The sequence below is a fragment of the Acaryochloris marina MBIC11017 genome, assembly GCF_000018105.1.
In the GTDB taxonomy this organism is placed as follows: domain Bacteria; phylum Cyanobacteriota; class Cyanobacteriia; order Thermosynechococcales; family Thermosynechococcaceae; genus Acaryochloris; species Acaryochloris marina.
In genome coordinates this window covers 3,402,096-3,419,142 of sequence record NC_009925.1, presented here as the reverse complement: position 1 = coordinate 3,419,142, position 17,047 = coordinate 3,402,096, and the positions used below count along the sequence as shown (strand labels likewise).

The window sequence follows — 17,047 nt, the reverse complement described above, 5'->3', positions numbered from 1 at the left end:
CCTTTGCATACCTTTCTTATCATCTGGCTAGGGCAATTTGCCTCTCTTCTAGGCTCAGAACTGACCAACTTTGCTACCACGCTTTGGGCCTGGGAAACCACTGGACGAGCTACGCCACTTTCCCTCATTATGCTTTTCACCCAAATACCTAAACTACTAATAGCGCCCTTTGCTGGGATTTGGGTCGATCGCTATTCTCGCAAATATTTAATGTTACTCGGTGACTGTGTCGCAGGATGTTCCACCCTGGCATTATTAGCTCTCTTTCTTTCCGATCATTTACAGGTTTGGCATCTCTATATCACTGGCGCGATTAATGGCTTATTTGGCTATATTCAGGGCTTAGCCTATACAGCTTCCTTAACATTGATTGTTCCTAAACAGCACTATAGCCGGGTCACGGCCTTGGGTTCTGTAAAGACGTCGAGCACCTTTATCCTGGCACCCATTTTAGCGGGTGCTCTTTATGCCAGCATTGGGTTCACCGGCATTCTCGCCATTGATATCACCACCTTTTTTGTTGCTATCGCTAGTCTGGGAATAGTTCATATTTCCCAGACTCCAGAATCATCACCATCCAATGAGCTGCCGCCTTGGCAAACGCTGACTTTTGGCTTTCAGTATCTTTGGGGTCGACCTAGCCTGATGGCTTTGCTAAGTTTTTGGGTGATCAATAACTTTGTTGATAGTGCAACATTCGCAATTCTTCCTGCAATGGTGTTGGCTCGAAGTGGCAATGATTCACTCGTGTGGGGGACCTTATTCGCTTTCTTTGGTTTGGGTGGTCTCCTAGGTGGACTGACCCTGAGCATTTGGGGCGGTCCTCAGCGCCGGATTCACAGTGTTCTGATGGCCAGTGCCCTCTGGAAGGTTGGCATTATTGTCCTAGCCCTGGCTCAACAAACCGTCACTAAAATTAGCACGGCGCTGTTTTCTGGATTCTGCTCTCCATTTCCTATCAGTGCAAATCAAACCATTTGGATGTCAAAGGTGGAACCCGAGGTGCAAGGGCGTGTGTTTGCCACTCGCTTTTTTTTAACTCAGTTGAGTAGTCCGATCGGATATGCGATCGCAGGTCCGTTAGCTGATCGTTTCTTTGAACCAGCCATGCAGCCCCGTGGGGCATTAGCAGGTTTCTTTGAACCTATTTTTGGCACAGGATTAGGAGCAGGGATGGCATTACAGGTTTCCATCTTTGCTCTCTGCGGAATGCTCATTGCCATCGGTGGCTATGGGAGTCGCCCCTTGAGATCGGTAGAGCTGTCTTCAAAGGACTAAACCTACGAACCTAGACCTCTCAAACAGCCTGTCGATCCGATCTCAATCAACATGATCTTGAAAATGCTGACAGAGATTTCGTAAGTGCCATCACAAAATTATTGAGAATACTTTTCAACTATGCAACAATACAACTTGAGTGGACTTCAAGTACATCAAAAAATCAATCGTGTTCAATATCAAACACTTCATACAAAACAATCAGGCTAGGTTCTTCTATTATCTATAAATCGAAAGATGCTACTCCACCGCTGACTTGTAGACGGACATCACCAATCACAGTTGGCTTCAGAATCTACCGAGTGAATACTCAACTGATAATTATTTCTGATAAATAATGGACAACTAACTGATTACAGCTCAAGACCATTCTTTGAAACAATGACCTACAACCCTCAGACCTATTCATCCTATGAACTGGGCTGGCAGTTACATAGCAAAGCAGGAAATCAAAGTTTTCAGGCAGGCATGTATGCAGACGCTCAGCAAGCTTATCGGAAAGCGATGTCCCTGGCAGAACTAATGTTGATGACGGCGAAACAAGAACGTCGTCACCCTGAGGCGATTCATGCCTATGTTATTGCTTGTCATAATTTAGCTGACAATTTGCTGAAATCTGATGAGGTCCCGGCGGCAGAGACGACCATGCAGCAAGCACTGGATCAAGCGATTGACTTAATGTGTTCTACCCAATACTCGCAGTGTCTGCGTTTTGAGGCGGCGAAAGCTTTAAAGATGGTCAGTCTAAAAGCCTATGAGTTTTATCAACAGTTAGGACAATCTGACAAAGCTCAGGCTGTTGTTCAACAAGCCACGGAACAGGCCCAACAGTTTTTCAGTCAGTTGCAACCTAAATCATTGAGTGCTTAAAGGTTTAATCCTCTGATGGTTTTTCACTGTTTTATGGCGTTTATATGACTAACTAAGATTTTATTTCTCTTTTTCAAAAAAGGCTCAAGTGGGTTAACTCAATACACAGGAGTAAATCCCATGCATATTTTTGTTGACTTACTATTAGATCCCCGTTTTTCAATCGTTTTAGCGCCCTTGGCATTAGCCACCTATTCCACATTGTTCTTATTAGAGTATTTTGATCGGCAATTTGATCAGTAATCGGTGCAAGCACAAATCAGGTCTAGGATCCTGATTTGTGCTTGCAGACAAGTAGCCTGCATCCATAGCTGCTGACTAGATCAATGAGCTTTGCGAATCTTTAGCAACCTAGTAGTCGGGCGTCAAAGCCAGACCTTGTGGATAATCTGAAACGTTATCCAGAGCATAGGAACAATACCCACAACAATGGCGAATAAACCCAGTAATTGTTTTTCTTGGGACTGAGCTTGCTGCCAAATGTTGGCATAAGGGACATCAGCATTCCCAATCTGTAACAGCGCATATCCCTTAAACCACTTTGGCAATAGCTTATGCATCAGTATGAGTGTCGAGACTTTAGCCTTAAATAGGGGATTCGATGCTCGTTTATTGCCGCCAAAACCAATTTCAGAGAGCCTCGCCACTGCATCTGTATCTGGTTTACGAGCTGCCGTGTAAGCGGGTAAAGCCAAAGATAAGTCTCCTTGTGCATGTGCCAGCACCTCAGCAAAAATGCGACAACTCTCAAGAGCTACGTTACACCCTTGCCCCAAAGATGGCCAAATTGAGTGGGCTGCATCTCCCAACAGCACAACGCAATCCCCATCTTCAAACCGATTACACATAGTAGTAAACCCTCCATGTGCGGCTTTCTGTGATAGCAAATCCTGGACGAAGTGAGAGGGGAAACCCGTTTGATCTAAATTAGGAAACACAACCGGAAGCTTTGCTTTAAACAAAGCAGATACATCTGCTTCGGTTCGGATTGTGTCGAAAGTAATCTCTCCTTCTTGTGGCAAAATCAATACGGCTCTGATGACGCCATCAGCACTCGGTGGGGCAGCCATCGTCACAGGTTCAGCACCAGGCCATACGTGAAAAGCATCTGCCCATTCTGCCGTTGCACCAGGCAAATGCTCAGCTAATCCTAAGTTACAGATTTTGTACATCATATCGTCAGCATGCTGTCGGACTGTAAATCCTTCGAGTTGAGAACTCATGGAATACCTGACAGTACTAGAGATCCCATCTGCTCCTATCAATAAATCAAATGTCTGTTCATGTTGCCCTGATGCTTCCTGGAACAACGCAGTCTTATCGTGAAGATTGAGCTGCAATAAAGTTTGCTCAAAATAATATTGAATGTTGTCAGGAAAGCGATTTTTCCCTTCCGCAATTAATGACTGAGCCAGGGTATGCCTATCAACTGAAACCGAAGTTCTAAATCCTTTTCTCAAAATTGAATCTTTCTCGGTATGCCGAATATTACCTGTGATACATACTTGCTTATCTGGCGGCAGCTGAACACCAGCGTCTTCCAAAGCTTTAAGTCCACGCCTGTTAAGCACAATATTGAATGAACGACGATTACTAGACGCTTTAGCATCTGCACTTCTCTGCTCATAGACAGATACATGCCATCCTGCCTGGGCTAGATACAAAGCTATCAGCGTTCCGGTCGGCCCACCTCCCACCACTACTGCTGTCCTGTTCTTTTCAGAGGATAGAGGCTTTTCAGATGGAGAATTTACCATACTTTTATCTCAATTCTCGCTCTTTTAGCTTTACAGCATATTATTTAGTCAAACTATCAATAGTTTATGGCAAAAGATTTATTCTTAAAATACCAAACCTTCTTTTTCTCATTCAGTAAAGCTAAATAATTAAGATTTATCAAAACAGAAAAATGACTAAACCTCATAATGCTAGAAAAGGCTGTTTTGGCAGATTTCATATGCCGTGATATATCCAAGGCAAGCCTCGACTTGAACTTGCTTGTTTCCTCTAGGGTCATAAGATTCCAAATCATGAGTCAGTAAAGCTGACCACAACCTATCTCCAGCAAAATAGCGCTTTTTCAGATATATCTAGCCAGCCTTGATCGACAACTCAGTCCCTCCCTTTAACGGCAATGTTGCCGAACGATAGCCATGACTAGGAGTCCGTAAAAACTCGACGTAGGAATTTAAAGCTGTTTTGAACGTACCTACATTGTCTGAAATAACCAGGCCACCCTGACGAATCTGAGGGTGCAGCAACCTTAAAATATCCAAGGCCAAATGTGGATACCCATCCATCAACACCAAATCTATGGAGCCGTCGATATCCTGTAAGGTTTTCAAGGCATCCCCTTCCCGCAAATCCACAAACTCCGTTAGACCAGCCTCGACAATATGTTGTCGGGCTTGAATCACTTTTTCTGGAACGATTTCGGTGCCAATCACTTTACCCTGACCATTATCCCGAATGGCTGTGGCTAAATAGAGGGTTGAAACCCCATAGGAACTACCAAATTCCACAATGGTTTGGGCATTGATAGCCCGAGCTAATAAATAGAGTAACTGGCCTTGCTCCCGCTCTATCGGAATGTATTTATCGCGATAAAAATGGGTCCGATCAGGATTCCAGTGAATGCCTTGGCCCAAGAATAGTCTGGGAAGCTGAGGCAGATAATGCAGAAAAAGCTTCAAGGCTTGTCGATCAGCAGTATGGTGCAGGCGTTCTAGGACCGCTTCAACTTTTGGGTCCCTCAGAACGTTGTTCTGATGTCTCATAAGATGTTGATCAATGGAGATTGCAGTTGAAAACCCGAATACCCAGGTATGGAGGCTCTTCTTGTAAATTTCCTGTAGCTCTCCCTGTCTGATACCGCTACTTTGGTAATACCCAGGGACTCGAATCCGGTTCCGTTTTAGGCAAAAAAGGGAGAATAAACATATACACGCCACTCACCGCTAACACGATCATCAACAACAGCCCTGGCACTTCCAAAATGGCATGAGCCCAAGGACTCCACCAACCGAGTAGGGTTTGCTCTTCCAGATAGGGAGCGATTTTAAAACCATGCTTGAGCAATTCTCCCGTATGACTATCGATATACCACTCAAAAAAGCGATCGCTATTGGCCAATCGATAGAGATCTTCCTTCGGTAGGTAGGTGATTTCGTTGATATCTTCTAAAGCATGAATGCCTTGAGGCTGTTGCTCTAGTAATCGCTGAATCGCTTGTTGTTGCGAGAGGAGCGGTTCCGTACTAGTCACGGCATTAGTCGGAGGGGTGCCATCAACCGTTGGTAAGCCTTCTCCATAAATGGCTGGCAATGTCAAAGATTCAACCAGGTAAAGAACAACAATCACGGCGAAATATAGACCAATCCAGCGATGGATTTTGCGAGACCATGTAGCGAACCATTGTTTGAGCTTCATAAACTGTGTCTCCAACGAATTAACTGGGGCTGCAATCAATTGATAGCCTGGCTTTCTCTATTGTCTAAGCAGGACTGAGAGTGCGTTAGAGGGAAACTGACGAACTATCGGCTTCGTCTCTAGAGTCTTCCTGACACAATAGGCTCTAAAAATTAGCTCTGACTTGTACCCCTATTGTTCTGGGAGCACCAAAGATACCAATCCTATTGCCAAAGTCAAAGGATTGAGTCAGGTATTGGGTGTCAAAGAGGTTATTTGCAAATAGATAAATTCCATAGTTATCAGACTCATAGCCAAGGCGAACATTCACTAAAACAAAGGGTTCTTGCTCAATACTATTCAGTTCATCAAAAAAGGTGCTGCCGACCCCAATCAGCTCTAATCGGCTGAGAATGCCAATTTCGCTACGGTATTGAGCAGCGATATTATAAGTCAGATTCGGTGTCAGGGGAGTGCGATTGCCTTGTAAAGCCGTTCCTGTAAATGCATCCGCTCCATTGCGAAACTCTGAGTTGAGTAGTCCTAAGCCAGCACTCAGTTCTAAACCTTCTATGGGTCGAGCAATTAACTCCAGTTCCCCGCCAATGGAGCGAATATCGGCATTGTCAACTAGCGCCACTCCATTTTGAATGCTGGGAAACTGAAAGTTAGATGTATCGTTATAAAATCCGCTGACATTTAGAATTAACCGATTTTCTAACCAGGATGTTTTCAGACCGACTTCATAGTTCCAGGATGTTTCCGCTTCAAATACTGCAGTCGATTCATCATTGGGTTCAAAACTTGCACCTGGCGGACGATAGCCTCGGGTGATACTGCCATAAGCCGTTAGATTCGGCGTAAAACGATAATCAACCGCAAACCGGGGCAACAGTTCAGATCCACTAATCTCAATATTGTTCAGTTGCAGAACGGGTAAAACAAATGCGCCATCCGGCGAGATAAAGGTTTGAGTGTAATCGATGGACGCTAGGGTGTCTTCATAGCGCAGGCCAGCGGTCAGGGTCAGCTTGTCTGAGACGTTATAGCTCGCCTGCCCAAATGCCGCTAAACTTCTGCTGACACTATCTCCGTCTGAGCGCAGGGTACCCTGGTTTGCTGGAGGCACATCAGTACCAGAGATAAAATCACGCTGATTATCAAAGGTAGACCGTTCGAAGTAGCCCCCTAAAATCCACTGGAAACGGTCGCTTTCTTCTGGGGACTGGACCCGAATTTCTTGGGAAATGACTCGCGACGAAAAATCGGGGGCATTAATCAGAATATTAGCAACGCTGCCGTCCTGGTCAAAGGCTGCCTTCTGACTTGAGAAGCGATGGGCGGTGATGGATGTGACGCGAATATCTGAGGTATTGTAGGCAATTCGGAGGGATTGGGCATTAGTGACCAAATCGTTAAAGCCGTTAAAGCTCAGTTGAGTATTAAACGGATCGTCCGCCTTGACGAGTACAAATGGATCGGCCCCTTCGCGATAGTCAGCGACGGAGGCATTCAGTAAAATTTCCCACTCATCCGTGGGGGTCCATAAAAGTTGCCCTCGCCCCGTCCAGTAGGTCCCACCATCCACATCATCATTGAGTAAAGTATTGGTGACAAATCCATCTTGGGTACTAAAGCTCCCTGATAAGCGGAAGAGCAGCCGATTTTCTACGATCGGACCGCTAACGCTAACCTGAGTTTTGAAGGCGTCAAAGTTACCATAGCTAGCTGCACCTTTAAATTCAAAATCATTGGTCGGTCTACGGCTAATGATATTCACTACACCGCCAGCAGAACTTCTGCCGTACAAGGTATTTTGCGGACCCCGTAGAACTTCGACTCGCTCTAAATCAATCAAATCTTGATCGATAAATCCGGCGAAATCATAGGGCACATCATCAATAAAGAATCCGACGGCATCACGACTAAACGCATTGAAGTTGGTGACGCCCCGCACACTATAAAACGCACTGGTTCGATTTGAACCGGCAGGAAAAAAGGTAAAGTTCGGCGTTCGATCGGCTACACCATCTAGGGTCGTAATATCTGCGTCTTCAATATTTTGCTCTGTCAATACGGTGAGGCTCAAGGGCACATCCTGGGCATTCTCAGGGGTTTTCTCTGCAGTGACCACAATTTCTAGTTCATCGTCTTCCGCAATTTCTGCCTCATCAGTCTCGGTATCTGCCTCTTGTTTTAAAGTTGGCTCTGGTGAAGCTGTTTGGGCCATGGTATTGACAGCCACAGTCAAGCGATTGGGACTGGTGGAAATCTGGGCTGATTCCGCAGTAGTGACAATAACCAGTTGGACGCTATCTTGAGTGAGGGCTTGAAGAGAGATACTTTCGATGCCCTCCGCAGGATTCTCTCGTCTGATGTCTTGTCCCGTCACGAGCTGAGCATTTTGAATTTCTAGAATCAGTGCGTTTTCAGTCCGCTGGGTTGAAACCTGGGCTAATTCTGCATTGGTCGCTTCTAAAAAAAGCTCTATACCTGATTCAGTCGGGTTAATCTGGATATCGGTAATTTGAGCAAGGGCCTGAGCCAACCAGTCTTTAACGGTGGTCCTGAGTTGGGGGTGCAAAGTAGAAACTGCCCCTTCCCTGTCTATCCTTTCTGCTAGTTCTGATGGAGGCTTAGCCCCAGCAGATGGCCCGATCAACAGTACAGCCACACTGCTGCTAATCAGAACGGCTTGATATCTAATGCTATGCATTGAACACCCTCACACCATCATTTCCGCCAGAATTTATCAAGAATGAATCTCAATAAATTATTCTGAAGGCATGATAGGAGGGAAGCATCAGCTTTTTCTCTTCAAACAGGATTGTTTTCTCTTCAAACAGGATTTTTTCCCCGGCAGGCCATTTGATAGGCTTTGGGACTCAGGCCAAATCGTCGTTTGAAGGCTGCTGTGAAAGACGTAGGGCTGGCATATCCCACAGATTGAGCGACTCCCGGAATGCTCAGATCCTGAGCTGCCAGCAACTGCCGAGCATACTGCAGCCGTTTAGCTTGTGAATAGCCAAACACAGTGGTGCCAAACATTTGCCGAAACCCCAGTTTGAGTTTGTAGTCATTAAGCCCCACTTGCCGTGCCAAGCCCATCAGGGAAGGGGGTGCATTGAGGTTCTGATTGAGCACATGAGAGGCTTGCTGAATTCGCTCTAGATCATCGGGTAGCAGCTGGCTGATCTTAGTTTGGTGCTGGTTTTCACTCCAAGCTGTTAACTGCAATGTCAGAAGTTCTAGTGCCTTACTTTCTAAATACATCTTCTTGACCATCCCTTGGTAAGGACAGCCCAAAACCTGCTGAATAATCTGGGCCATTGCAGGAGTCATTTTTCCCAGAGGCTGGTGGAATCGCTTCAGGGTCTGATGGTCAGACAGCTTCTGCAACGGCTGGGGTAGGCCATCGGCAGCAGAGATAAAAGACCTTACGTAGTCCTGGCTCCACTCAAACGCCACAACCTGAAATCGCTCTTCACCCTGGAAGGTTTCAAATTCGACTACATCAGACAAGGAAAACAAGTAGTGATGCCCTGCTGATTCTGTATAGTCTTCTGGAATACCACTGACACGAGGCGTCTGTACCTGAAAGCGACTGGATAAACAAAATTTAGAGACTAGGGGTTCGTCAGGGCCTCTGTGGCTTTCGATGGTTGTGGTTTGGTGAAAACGCCCATCTGCAATTTTTAATACGATTCCATCTCGTAGGGTAATGAGATGATGCTGCCCACTACCGACCTGACTCGGCGGGCAGATCAGCAGATCGGAACCTTTGTGTTGAAAGATGGATTCACCGTTCTGTTGAGCTTCTGCAAATAGAGTTTGTAGCTCTGTTTCCCTGATGGTGGTTCGCATAGCGTCAGTGATTGGTTTCAGGAATGAACCTATAGTATTTGAAATTATTCTCAGTTATCTAAACTATTATGTCTGCTTTATGCGCCACCAAACTGGATGTGATTCTCTATTCGAAGAATGACTGGCTTGTAAAGCCGAGGGCGTCCAAGACTAAGATTTATGGACAGGGAGACATGTGTGCGATCGCAATTCCAGTACATAGAGAACCACCGTTGTTAGCAATGACGGTGGTCTCCATCGTTATTTAGAGTTTTGCCCACTCATCAGGTAACACATTGGCCTGTAGTGTAAAACCACCACTCCCATCTGGTGTCAGTACATAAGCAATTCCTTGAGGATCAGGATAAATACCCGTCGCAGCCTCAAAGAGATCATCATGGCCGACAATCACAGTATTTTTGCCATCCTCTGGCGCAGCAGTCAGCAAAGGCGTCACATTGGCCTTCATTTCTTCAACTTGCTCATCCGTATAGTCTTCAAAGGGCAAGAAGTTCAGTTTAGGATTCTTCTCATGTCGTCCAAACGCTAGATCTGCTGTTTTCCAAGCTCGGCAGTACTCACTCGTAATCACTTTATCCACTGGAATCTTTTTCTCAGTAAACGCAGCTCCAATATCTTTGGACTGTTGAATTCCCAAGTCATTGAGCTTCCGTTGAGTCTCACAGTCATCCAGCTTCATCTTTGGATCTGCTTGGTCAGCATAGTCTTTTTCAGTTTGGGCATGGCGGAAGTAAATCACATGTCCACCCTTTTGCAACGCACTCAAGAGTTCAGGACCGCTCAATTTATCCTTAAACTCTGCATTCGCTTTTTCGCCTTCACTATACTCTTTGCCCTCTTCCCCTCCTTCCGGGGATTCGGTCGTCGGTGAACTTTCAGCGGTAGGACTTTGATCTCCATTTGTTGCAGTTTCTCCGCCACAGGCTGCCAACGTAGCGGTGAGTCCAAGGGCCATCACTAGCTTGATGGCTTGGTTTGGTTGTGTCATAGTTCGTGAGGTCTTTATGAAAACTGTTATCTCATCTTATTGAGAGATATTATCATTTAAATATAGCGATTTATCCCTGAAGGTTGATATGTACGTATTCCTAGAATGGTTAACTTCAGAAGCTGATAGGGCATTGTCCTATTTTGGTTCACCAAAATATTGAATACATTGACAGCTGAGATTTCAGTCAATGTGTTTAAGCCCTAAACTCCATTTGATAATGATATTCAGTTTGTCCTATGACAACAAACCCCAGACGCTCGTAGAGGCAACGTGCTCGGTCGTTTATTTTAAATACTTGTAGTTGAATTGACTTACCACTGTCCTCAGAAACGTCAATCAGTTGTTCAAATAATGCATTGGCAATTCCACGCCCCTGATAATCTTTAGCGAGTTCAATCGTCCTAATCAATATTGCATCAGGACCAGATTGAAAACACACGAATCCAACAGGCTCATCCACTTTGCAAATAGCAAGACAATGATTCAGCAGATTAAAGTCTTTGAAGAATTGGTTTTGCTGCCAATCATCATCCCATCCCCAAATTCGGTCAACATACTCATGCATGGCGGACCGGTGAATCGAAAACAATGCTTCTACATCACCTCCCACCGCAGGACGCATTTGAAAAGGACTCGGTAGATCGAAAATCATCTGGATAGGTCTGGACTACGTCTTGTAAACCGATATGGGAGGTAGAACAGAGTAGGGCAACTTCCCGATTACATTCACTGGTTCGTAAGTACGCTCGGACTCAGTGACCAACACGTCTAGGTGTCCTCTGCAGCAACAAGTTCTACTGCTCTCTTTTCTTCAGCTTGAACGCTACCGAATAAGGCCGGTTCTTGCCGTTATTCAGTTGCCGCTCATTCTTCGCGAGATGGTATCGCTCCTCTGATAACCTGGGCTCTTCGAAATCAACGACCTCAAACCCTGATTTACGGAATGCTTTCCAGTAATCGGACAGGGGGCGGTGAAACCAGATAAATTCTGATGTAAAGTGCCCCCAAGGCGGTCCAACACATTTCTGTTGTTGGAAATACGGAAAATTCCACTGGTAGGTAACGGCAACGTCACTATCTGTCCCTGTGGCGTACTCCTGAGGGAAGCAAGGATGGGAGAAAACGACTACCCCATACCCTCCAGGTTTCAGTACTCGAAAGAAGGCTTGCACAGTTTCAGTAAGGTCCGGGGTATCCATCAGGACGTAGTTCGAAATGACAATATCAATCGATCCATCCGTCACTGTGTGCAATTCCGAAATGGAGTCAATGCGGAAGTCAATATGAGCTGCTTTCGAGCGGGCGATCCGGATCATCTCCTCAGAAAAGTCAATACCAAGAACGTGAGCCCCCCTGTCGTGCAGCTTGCGGGAGAGATACCCCGTGCCGCAACCTGCATCGAGAATAGTGATACCAGCCACGTCCCCTACAAACTGCCAGAGAACGGGGTCGGAATTGAGGATACGATTGCTATCCCCATCATCACCAACTTGTCTATCCCAGTCATCCGCGACGCGATTCCACAACAATCGTGTTTCGTCAGAATACTGATCCATATATTTACCGTAGAACGATTACTTAAACGGTTAGCAGCTTATAAGCAGATGAACAAAATTAATTACATAGAATTTCCTGGTTGTAAACTACCTGAGTCCTCTGTTTACATCCATTGATTTGATGTTATTAGTCCGTCCTATCTCCACCGAAAGCTTACGCTTATTGCATCGGATTTATCACAGTAGTCGCCATCATCAGGTCAGACAACGCGCCCATTGCCTCATTTTGTTCGCCCAGGGTTGGCCCCCCTACACCTTAGCCTCCCTTTTTAGTGTGAGTCCTAAAACGGTTTACAACTGGCTTAAGGCTTGGAACAACCGAGGATTTGCAGGACTCTATAATCACCCAGGTCGAGGTCGAAAACCGATGTTTAATCCCGACCAACAACAGCAGATTTATGAGTGGACTCAGGCATCTCCCATCCAACTCAATCAGGTGTTAGCTCAGATTGAACAACAGTGGTCAGTACGCGTGTCAAAGGCCACAGTTAAACGCGTCTTGAAGCAGATGGACATGAGCTGGCATCGCTTTCGCCAAGGGACATCAGGCCAGCCTTTATATGCCCACTACCTCGAAAAAAACAGCAGTTAGAACATCTCAAGGAACAGGAAGAGAAGGGAGACATCCATCTATTCTTTATGGATGAGAGTGGTTTTTCGTTAGTCCCCTGTATTCCCTATGGATGGCAACCCATAGGGACGTATCTGGAAATACCGACTCGTTCAAGTAAACGCTTGAATGTTCTGGGGTTTTTGAGTCGACGACAAGGGCTACATGCTTATACATCAGAACAGACCATCACCAGTGAGGTTGTCAGTCATTGCATTGATACCTTTTTTGCTGACGTGGAGTTGCCCACCGTCATTGTGGTGGATCAAGCCCCTATCCATACGAGCCAATCAATCTATGAGATGAAAGCAGAGTGGGCCGAACGGGGAATTACCTTGTTTGAGTTGCCAAGCTATTCTCCCCATCTAAATTTGATTGAGCGTCTGTGGCAATTCATGAAATATCAGTGGATTGAAATGAGTGCCTACTGGGGGTGGTCATCTTTGGTCGAATATGTGGAAAGAGTTTTGAAAGCCTACGGCGATGATTATGTAATTAATTTTAGCTAGGTGCTTAACTTTGGTTATGGGAGCATGAGAGTCTTCATAAATAAAACCAAAGTAACGCCATCGTCACCACTCGTCCAATGTAGTTACTACAGCCCAACTTGGAGTCCCACAATCCGTCCTGAATTTTTGAATAACATCATGGGTAAAGCCGGAAAAACTCGACTGATCAAACGCCAAACGGCTGGTAATCGCTGTAAATCATCCAAAAAATGCTGTAGATAAAACTCCTCCCGCTTGAGGATAAAGCCTAACCCCCAATGTTCTAGATCTAGGGACTGATTGATGCCCCACTTAAACTCAGCACTAGTCTTTGAAACCGTGTCATGTTTTGCAGTACTTCTGGCAGTTCGTTGACTAATCACATCAAATAACACTTCAATAGGGCCAAATCTAGCTTGAATCTGCTGTAAGAGAGCTTTATTATCCGCTTCTGTAAGATACATAGACACCCCTTCATAAATCACCATCATCGGTTGCTTTAGCTCACGGTCAATCTCATCCATCCAGGTAAAGTCCAAGATAGATTTGGCAACTAAATGATTGTGATCGCTTCCGTCTTGGCCCCCACAGGCGGCAAATACCTGTTTGCGTAGATCAATAACATCAGGAAAATCAACGTCATACCAATGGATATGAGCCGTTTGTAATCGTGAGAATCGTGTACACAAACCTGCCCCTAAATTGACAATCACAGCATAAGGATGGGTTTTGATAAAGTTTTGGACAATCTGATCTATCTGTCTTGCTCGAATCACACAGCCTAATTGCGATGACCAGCCTTGCTCGAACTTAGAAAAATCGTAATCGAGCTGTTGAATAATGTCTGCTGCTTTGGCATCGCGAAGGATAGGGTTAACCCGCTGGTGTTCCATAGCGCGAGCATAGAGGGTGATCATCAATGTTTCAGGAACACCTCGGAATTGTGTTGCGCTTACAGATTGGGTAGATGGCATATAAACCTCCAGTTTGGGTGCCTCTCGTCCACAGAAGAAATGAACTAAAAACGATTGATGATACACAGATAGACACTGCGTTACATACTGGGTTAGAAATAGTTGGCTTCTCTCACGCTGAGGACCATTGCCCAGGGAGAGGAGCAATCATCTGAAACGACATTCAGAATTTATGGGGACTAGCACGATCTAGTGTGTCAATGCTTTACCAGGATGGAAGATGTAATGCTTCAAAGTGCGGTTGTGATGGCCGAAGGCCCGCACTCTTCACATGAGATGTATATTCAGAAGCCGTCTTTTTCCGGCCCATGCCCTAAGCTGTGGTGAGCGACGATCTAAGTTTTGAAGATGTGCCACCGTTGGGGATAGCTAGACTGCGATGGTCTCCGACCGGCCATCGGCCATCGCAACTGCAAAACCATTCACACTACATTCTCGGACTAGCGCAACCTTGCCATAGCGAGGATCAATCTCAATCCCTTGAATTTCGAGGGTGCGACAGGCAATACTATGCTCAACGGGAATACTGTACTGAGCCGTCTCTAAAGGAGCTAGCGGCAAACAGAGTTTAAAGATAGCGGGTCGATATTCTAGTGGGATAAACACATCTGCTCCCAGGGTTAAAGCCCGTTCATTATGGAAGGGAATTTGGCTGACATTGGTCAAAATCCCCGCTGGTGTTGACCATTGCTCACACCACCGCAGCGCCAAAAACCATTTCGCATCTGACAGGCGATTAAAGATTCTTTCTGAAGGCGTTTGCGGCAACACTTTATAGCCGCCTTCCACCGCCAGGATAGTACCGCCCAAGAATCCAAATAGAGTATTGATAGAGTCGGCCATAATCATTCCTCGGATAAAGACTGAAACAGCAATGATTAGTGTTAACGGGTGATGATAGAAGAAAATCCCTGAGAAATGCGGTTACTCCTCAGGGAACGTAGACTGTGTTAAGGATCAGTGTGATCTGCGTAAGAAGAGAATGATTTAGACGAGGGCTAGTTCTCGCTCAACCTCGGGGCTATATTCACCCAGACTGGCGGCACTATTGCATTTGGCGCGATGCAACAGGCGCTGTTGAGCTTCAGATACCCGCTGGCTCTCACCCCGCCAATGCTCCAATGCTGGCTGCTGAATGGCTCGGGCATAGGAAAAGGTAACAGGCCAGGGACAGATACCGGCATAGCGAGCGTTCATGATATTCAGGTGGGCAGCGGATCGCTCAGCACTTTGACCACCCGACAAAAAGGCCACTCCCGCAACCGGAGCAGGCACGTTTTTGCGTAGACAATTGATGGTTGCTTCAGCAACCTCATCCACACTCGGCTGCTGTGGGCACTCTTTACCCGCAACAACCATGCTGGGTTTAAGAATCATTTGGTCAAAAGCCACTCCCTGAGCATAGAGTTGACCAAACACAGCATGAAGGGTGCGATCCGTCACCTGGTAGCACCGTTCTAGGGTATGGTCACCGTCAATTAAAACTTCGGGTTCGACGATGGGAACGAGACCTCCCTCTTGGCACAGGGCCGCATAGCGGGCCAAAGCTTGGGCATTCACACTGATGCAAGCCTGGCTCGGAATACCGTCTCCAATGGTAATCACAGCCCGCCATTTCGCAAACCGAGCGCCCATGCTGTAGTACTCAGCAATGCGCTCGCGCAAGCCATCTAGACCTTCCGTTACCTTTTCATCCCGATGGGCAGCCAAGTCTTTAGCTCCCGTGTCCACCTTAATCCCCGGAAGCATACCCACTTCAGTAATCACTTGTACAAAGGATTTGCCGTTCCTAGTGGACTGTCGAATAGTCTCATCAAACAAGATGGGGCCACTGATGTAAGTAGAAAGCTGGGGTGTTGTTAAGATTAACTCTCGATAAGCTCTGCGATTCTCTTCCGTTGTAGGAATGCTGAGCTGAGCGAATCGCTTATTACAAGTGCCATTACTCTCATCAATTGCCAAGATGCCCTTCCCTGCTGCCACCAAGGCTTTAGCGGTGGCCTTTAACTCTTGGGCATAGGTACTCATATCGAACCTCCTAATTTGAGCAGAGATGGAATTAAAATCTCTTGCTTATTGATATATAATGTCAATAATAAATGGGATTGTCAAGTCATTTCATCCAGCTATAGATGGATCAAGAGAGAGTATTTATCCTAGGCTTGCCATCAAAAAATCTCTAAATACGCTAAAAATAACGGAACTTTTGCATGAAATTTAGACTGAATCATTTATTCTCAAGAAATAAAGATAGACTTTATTTCTTGAGAATAAATCTCATAAATTACTGGCAGGAGTGATGAGCTGTGAATGCGACCGACCATACTGAGACCTATGAAATGCTCAGTAAGATCTCTCGAATTGTGTCCCTATTTAAAGAGCAGTTTCTGGATGCCCATCCTGATCTAAGTCCCTGGATCTATGATCCTGCCCTCCGATACTTGATCGATCCTCACTCGATTGATCTCTGCTTCCATTTTCCAGGGTGGCATCCCACGTGCCATAGTCATTGTGTTCTAACTCAAATTCGCTTTTCAGAGAATCCTAAATCGGCTGATGCTCGTATTATTGATATTGAATCCATGGGCTATACCCATACCGAACCCTATTGGCGATGCCGCTCCACAACAGATGATTGGGACTTTGATGGTATATCGCCCCCAACATTACTGGCTAGAAAAAAGTTAGAGCAATTTTTTCAGGATGTTTATGCTTTGTTTGGATACTCAGATAATTCTGAGAAGTCCCTCTAATCCTTGGTTTGAGTAATGCCCGCTGATAGCTACATTACCCAACATGCGAATGTTGGCTTTACTGAGAATGTTCACCCGTCTTCTCTATGCCAATTCGAGTTGGACTTTTCTGGCAGTGCGGACAGCCTCAGCAGCACCCAGGCCAACCCTTTACACCTGAATCAGTCAGAGATCGAACCACTTTTTTCTACTTTTGACATTTAAATAATTAAGATTGATTCTCAATTAGTAAAAGAGATGCTACTGTTTAAGTAT

18 protein-coding genes are annotated in these 17,047 nt (G+C 45.7%); 7 read left to right on the top strand and 11 right to left on the bottom strand.

The window, feature by feature from the left end:
- Nucleotides 1-3 precede the first annotated feature (3 nt).
- The 3 genes from AM1_RS15350 to AM1_RS43975 all read left to right on the top strand — a co-directional run bounded on the left by AM1_RS15350 (nt 4) and on the right by AM1_RS43975 (nt 2,391).
- A complete protein-coding gene (locus AM1_RS15350; protein WP_012163783.1) occupies nt 4-1,278 on the top strand; it encodes an MFS transporter in 1,275 nt (424 codons plus the stop codon).
- Nucleotides 1,279-1,659: 381 nt separating this feature from the next.
- Nucleotides 1,660-2,148 (top strand): hypothetical protein, encoded by a 489-nt coding sequence (locus AM1_RS15345; RefSeq protein WP_012163782.1) that lies wholly within the window; start codon nt 1,660-1,662, stop codon nt 2,146-2,148.
- Between the two features lie 120 nt (nt 2,149-2,268).
- The gene (locus AM1_RS43975; protein WP_010472634.1) at nt 2,269-2,391 is read left to right on the top strand and encodes a hypothetical protein; all 123 of its coding nucleotides are present in this window, start codon (nt 2,269-2,271) and stop codon (nt 2,389-2,391) included.
- Between the two features lie 122 nt (nt 2,392-2,513).
- Here the strand turns inward: AM1_RS43975 and AM1_RS15340 are convergent, their stop codons facing one another.
- The 5 genes from AM1_RS15340 to AM1_RS15315 all read right to left on the bottom strand — a co-directional run bounded on the left by AM1_RS15340 (nt 2,514) and on the right by AM1_RS15315 (nt 9,420).
- Nucleotides 2,514-3,905, bottom strand: a complete 1,392-nt coding sequence (locus AM1_RS15340; protein WP_012163781.1) for an FAD-dependent oxidoreductase — start codon at nt 3,903-3,905, stop codon at nt 2,514-2,516.
- Between the two features lie 333 nt (nt 3,906-4,238).
- Nucleotides 4,239-4,925: an O-methyltransferase gene (locus AM1_RS15330; protein ID WP_012163779.1), complete on the bottom strand. Its 687-nt coding sequence runs from the start codon at nt 4,923-4,925 to the stop codon at nt 4,239-4,241.
- A gap of 97 nt (nt 4,926-5,022) precedes the next feature.
- Nucleotides 5,023-5,577 carry a PepSY domain-containing protein gene (locus tag AM1_RS15325; RefSeq protein WP_012163778.1) on the bottom strand — a complete coding sequence of 185 codons (555 nt, stop codon included), beginning with the start codon at nt 5,575-5,577 and terminating at the stop codon, nt 5,023-5,025.
- 145 nt (nt 5,578-5,722) lie between these two features.
- Entirely contained in the window at nt 5,723-8,272 is a 2,550-nt protein-coding gene (locus AM1_RS15320) for a TonB-dependent receptor domain-containing protein (RefSeq protein WP_012163777.1), read from the bottom strand.
- A 122-nt stretch (nt 8,273-8,394) separates the two neighbouring features.
- A complete protein-coding gene (locus AM1_RS15315) occupies nt 8,395-9,420 on the bottom strand; it encodes a helix-turn-helix transcriptional regulator (RefSeq protein ID WP_012163776.1) in 1,026 nt (341 codons plus the stop codon).
- A 68-nt stretch (nt 9,421-9,488) separates the two neighbouring features.
- Here AM1_RS15315 and AM1_RS15310 point away from each other — a divergent pair, with 68 nt between their 5' ends.
- The gene (locus AM1_RS15310) at nt 9,489-9,668 is read left to right on the top strand and encodes a hypothetical protein (protein ID WP_012163775.1); all 180 of its coding nucleotides are present in this window, start codon (nt 9,489-9,491) and stop codon (nt 9,666-9,668) included.
- On the opposite strand, the gene AM1_RS15305 is transcribed toward AM1_RS15310, so the two are convergent.
- The 3 genes from AM1_RS15305 to AM1_RS15295 form a co-directional block, all read right to left on the bottom strand.
- Nucleotides 9,665-10,408, bottom strand: coding sequence for a histidine phosphatase family protein (locus AM1_RS15305; protein WP_012163774.1), 744 nt, complete (start codon nt 10,406-10,408; stop codon nt 9,665-9,667). The two genes, AM1_RS15310 and AM1_RS15305, sit on opposite strands and share 4 nt — an antisense overlap.
- A 196-nt stretch (nt 10,409-10,604) precedes the next feature.
- A complete protein-coding gene (locus AM1_RS15300) occupies nt 10,605-11,063 on the bottom strand; it encodes a GNAT family N-acetyltransferase (protein WP_041659893.1) in 459 nt (152 codons plus the stop codon).
- A 142-nt stretch (nt 11,064-11,205) separates the two neighbouring features.
- On the bottom strand, nt 11,206-11,967 hold the full coding sequence (locus AM1_RS15295) for a class I SAM-dependent methyltransferase (RefSeq protein WP_041659892.1): 762 nt from the start codon (nt 11,965-11,967) through the stop codon (nt 11,206-11,208).
- A 121-nt stretch (nt 11,968-12,088) separates the two neighbouring features.
- Between AM1_RS15295 and AM1_RS39850 the strand changes: the two genes are divergently transcribed.
- A protein-coding gene (locus AM1_RS39850; protein WP_148215715.1) for an IS630-like element ISAcma34 family transposase occupies nt 12,089-13,086 on the top strand; the annotation gives its coding sequence in 2 pieces (ribosomal slippage) (nt 12,089-12,542 and nt 12,542-13,086; 999 coding nt in all).
- Between the two features lie 86 nt (nt 13,087-13,172).
- On the opposite strand, the gene AM1_RS15280 is transcribed toward AM1_RS39850, so the two are convergent.
- From AM1_RS15280 to AM1_RS15270, 3 genes are all read right to left on the bottom strand, one after another.
- A complete protein-coding gene (locus AM1_RS15280) occupies nt 13,173-14,039 on the bottom strand; it encodes a class I SAM-dependent methyltransferase (RefSeq protein WP_012163770.1) in 867 nt (288 codons plus the stop codon).
- Between the two features lie 369 nt (nt 14,040-14,408).
- Nucleotides 14,409-14,882 (bottom strand): hypothetical protein, encoded by a 474-nt coding sequence (locus AM1_RS15275; protein ID WP_012163769.1) that lies wholly within the window; start codon nt 14,880-14,882, stop codon nt 14,409-14,411.
- A gap of 144 nt (nt 14,883-15,026) precedes the next feature.
- The gene (locus AM1_RS15270; protein ID WP_012163768.1) at nt 15,027-16,067 is read right to left on the bottom strand and encodes a class I fructose-bisphosphate aldolase; all 1,041 of its coding nucleotides are present in this window, start codon (nt 16,065-16,067) and stop codon (nt 15,027-15,029) included.
- Between the two features lie 278 nt (nt 16,068-16,345).
- Between AM1_RS15270 and AM1_RS15265 the strand changes: the two genes are divergently transcribed.
- Nucleotides 16,346-16,792 carry a hypothetical protein gene (locus AM1_RS15265; RefSeq protein ID WP_012163767.1) on the top strand — a complete coding sequence of 149 codons (447 nt, stop codon included), beginning with the start codon at nt 16,346-16,348 and terminating at the stop codon, nt 16,790-16,792.
- Nucleotides 16,793-16,807: 15 nt separating this feature from the next.
- The gene (locus AM1_RS15260; protein ID WP_012163766.1) at nt 16,808-16,996 is read left to right on the top strand and encodes a hypothetical protein; all 189 of its coding nucleotides are present in this window, start codon (nt 16,808-16,810) and stop codon (nt 16,994-16,996) included.
- Nucleotides 16,997-17,047: the final 51 nt, after the last annotated feature.

Bases quoted from the DNA above. Each gene is read 5' to 3' on its own strand.
- AM1_RS15280 (WP_012163770.1), bottom strand. From the start codon at position 14,039: ATGCCATCTACCCAATCTGTAAGCGCAACACAATTCCGAGGTGTTCCT.
- AM1_RS15340 (WP_012163781.1), bottom strand. From the start codon at position 3,905: ATGGTAAATTCTCCATCTGAAAAGCCTCTATCCTCTGAAAAGAACAGG.
- AM1_RS15275 (WP_012163769.1), bottom strand. From the start codon at position 14,882: ATGGCCGACTCTATCAATACTCTATTTGGATTCTTGGGCGGTACTATC.
- AM1_RS15320 (WP_012163777.1), bottom strand. From the start codon at position 8,272: ATGCATAGCATTAGATATCAAGCCGTTCTGATTAGCAGCAGTGTGGCT.
- AM1_RS15295 (WP_041659892.1), bottom strand. From the start codon at position 11,967: ATGGATCAGTATTCTGACGAAACACGATTGTTGTGGAATCGCGTCGCG.
- AM1_RS43975 (WP_010472634.1), top strand. From the start codon at position 2,269: ATGCATATTTTTGTTGACTTACTATTAGATCCCCGTTTTTCAATCGTT.
- AM1_RS15300 (WP_041659893.1), bottom strand. From the start codon at position 11,063: ATGATTTTCGATCTACCGAGTCCTTTTCAAATGCGTCCTGCGGTGGGA.
- AM1_RS15325 (WP_012163778.1), bottom strand. From the start codon at position 5,577: ATGAAGCTCAAACAATGGTTCGCTACATGGTCTCGCAAAATCCATCGC.
- AM1_RS15305 (WP_012163774.1), bottom strand. From the start codon at position 10,408: ATGACACAACCAAACCAAGCCATCAAGCTAGTGATGGCCCTTGGACTC.
- AM1_RS15260 (WP_012163766.1), top strand. From the start codon at position 16,808: ATGCCCGCTGATAGCTACATTACCCAACATGCGAATGTTGGCTTTACT.
- AM1_RS15330 (WP_012163779.1), bottom strand. From the start codon at position 4,925: ATGAGACATCAGAACAACGTTCTGAGGGACCCAAAAGTTGAAGCGGTC.
- AM1_RS15270 (WP_012163768.1), bottom strand. From the start codon at position 16,067: ATGAGTACCTATGCCCAAGAGTTAAAGGCCACCGCTAAAGCCTTGGTG.
- AM1_RS15315 (WP_012163776.1), bottom strand. From the start codon at position 9,420: ATGCGAACCACCATCAGGGAAACAGAGCTACAAACTCTATTTGCAGAA.
- AM1_RS15310 (WP_012163775.1), top strand. From the start codon at position 9,489: ATGTCTGCTTTATGCGCCACCAAACTGGATGTGATTCTCTATTCGAAG.
- AM1_RS15345 (WP_012163782.1), top strand. From the start codon at position 1,660: ATGACCTACAACCCTCAGACCTATTCATCCTATGAACTGGGCTGGCAG.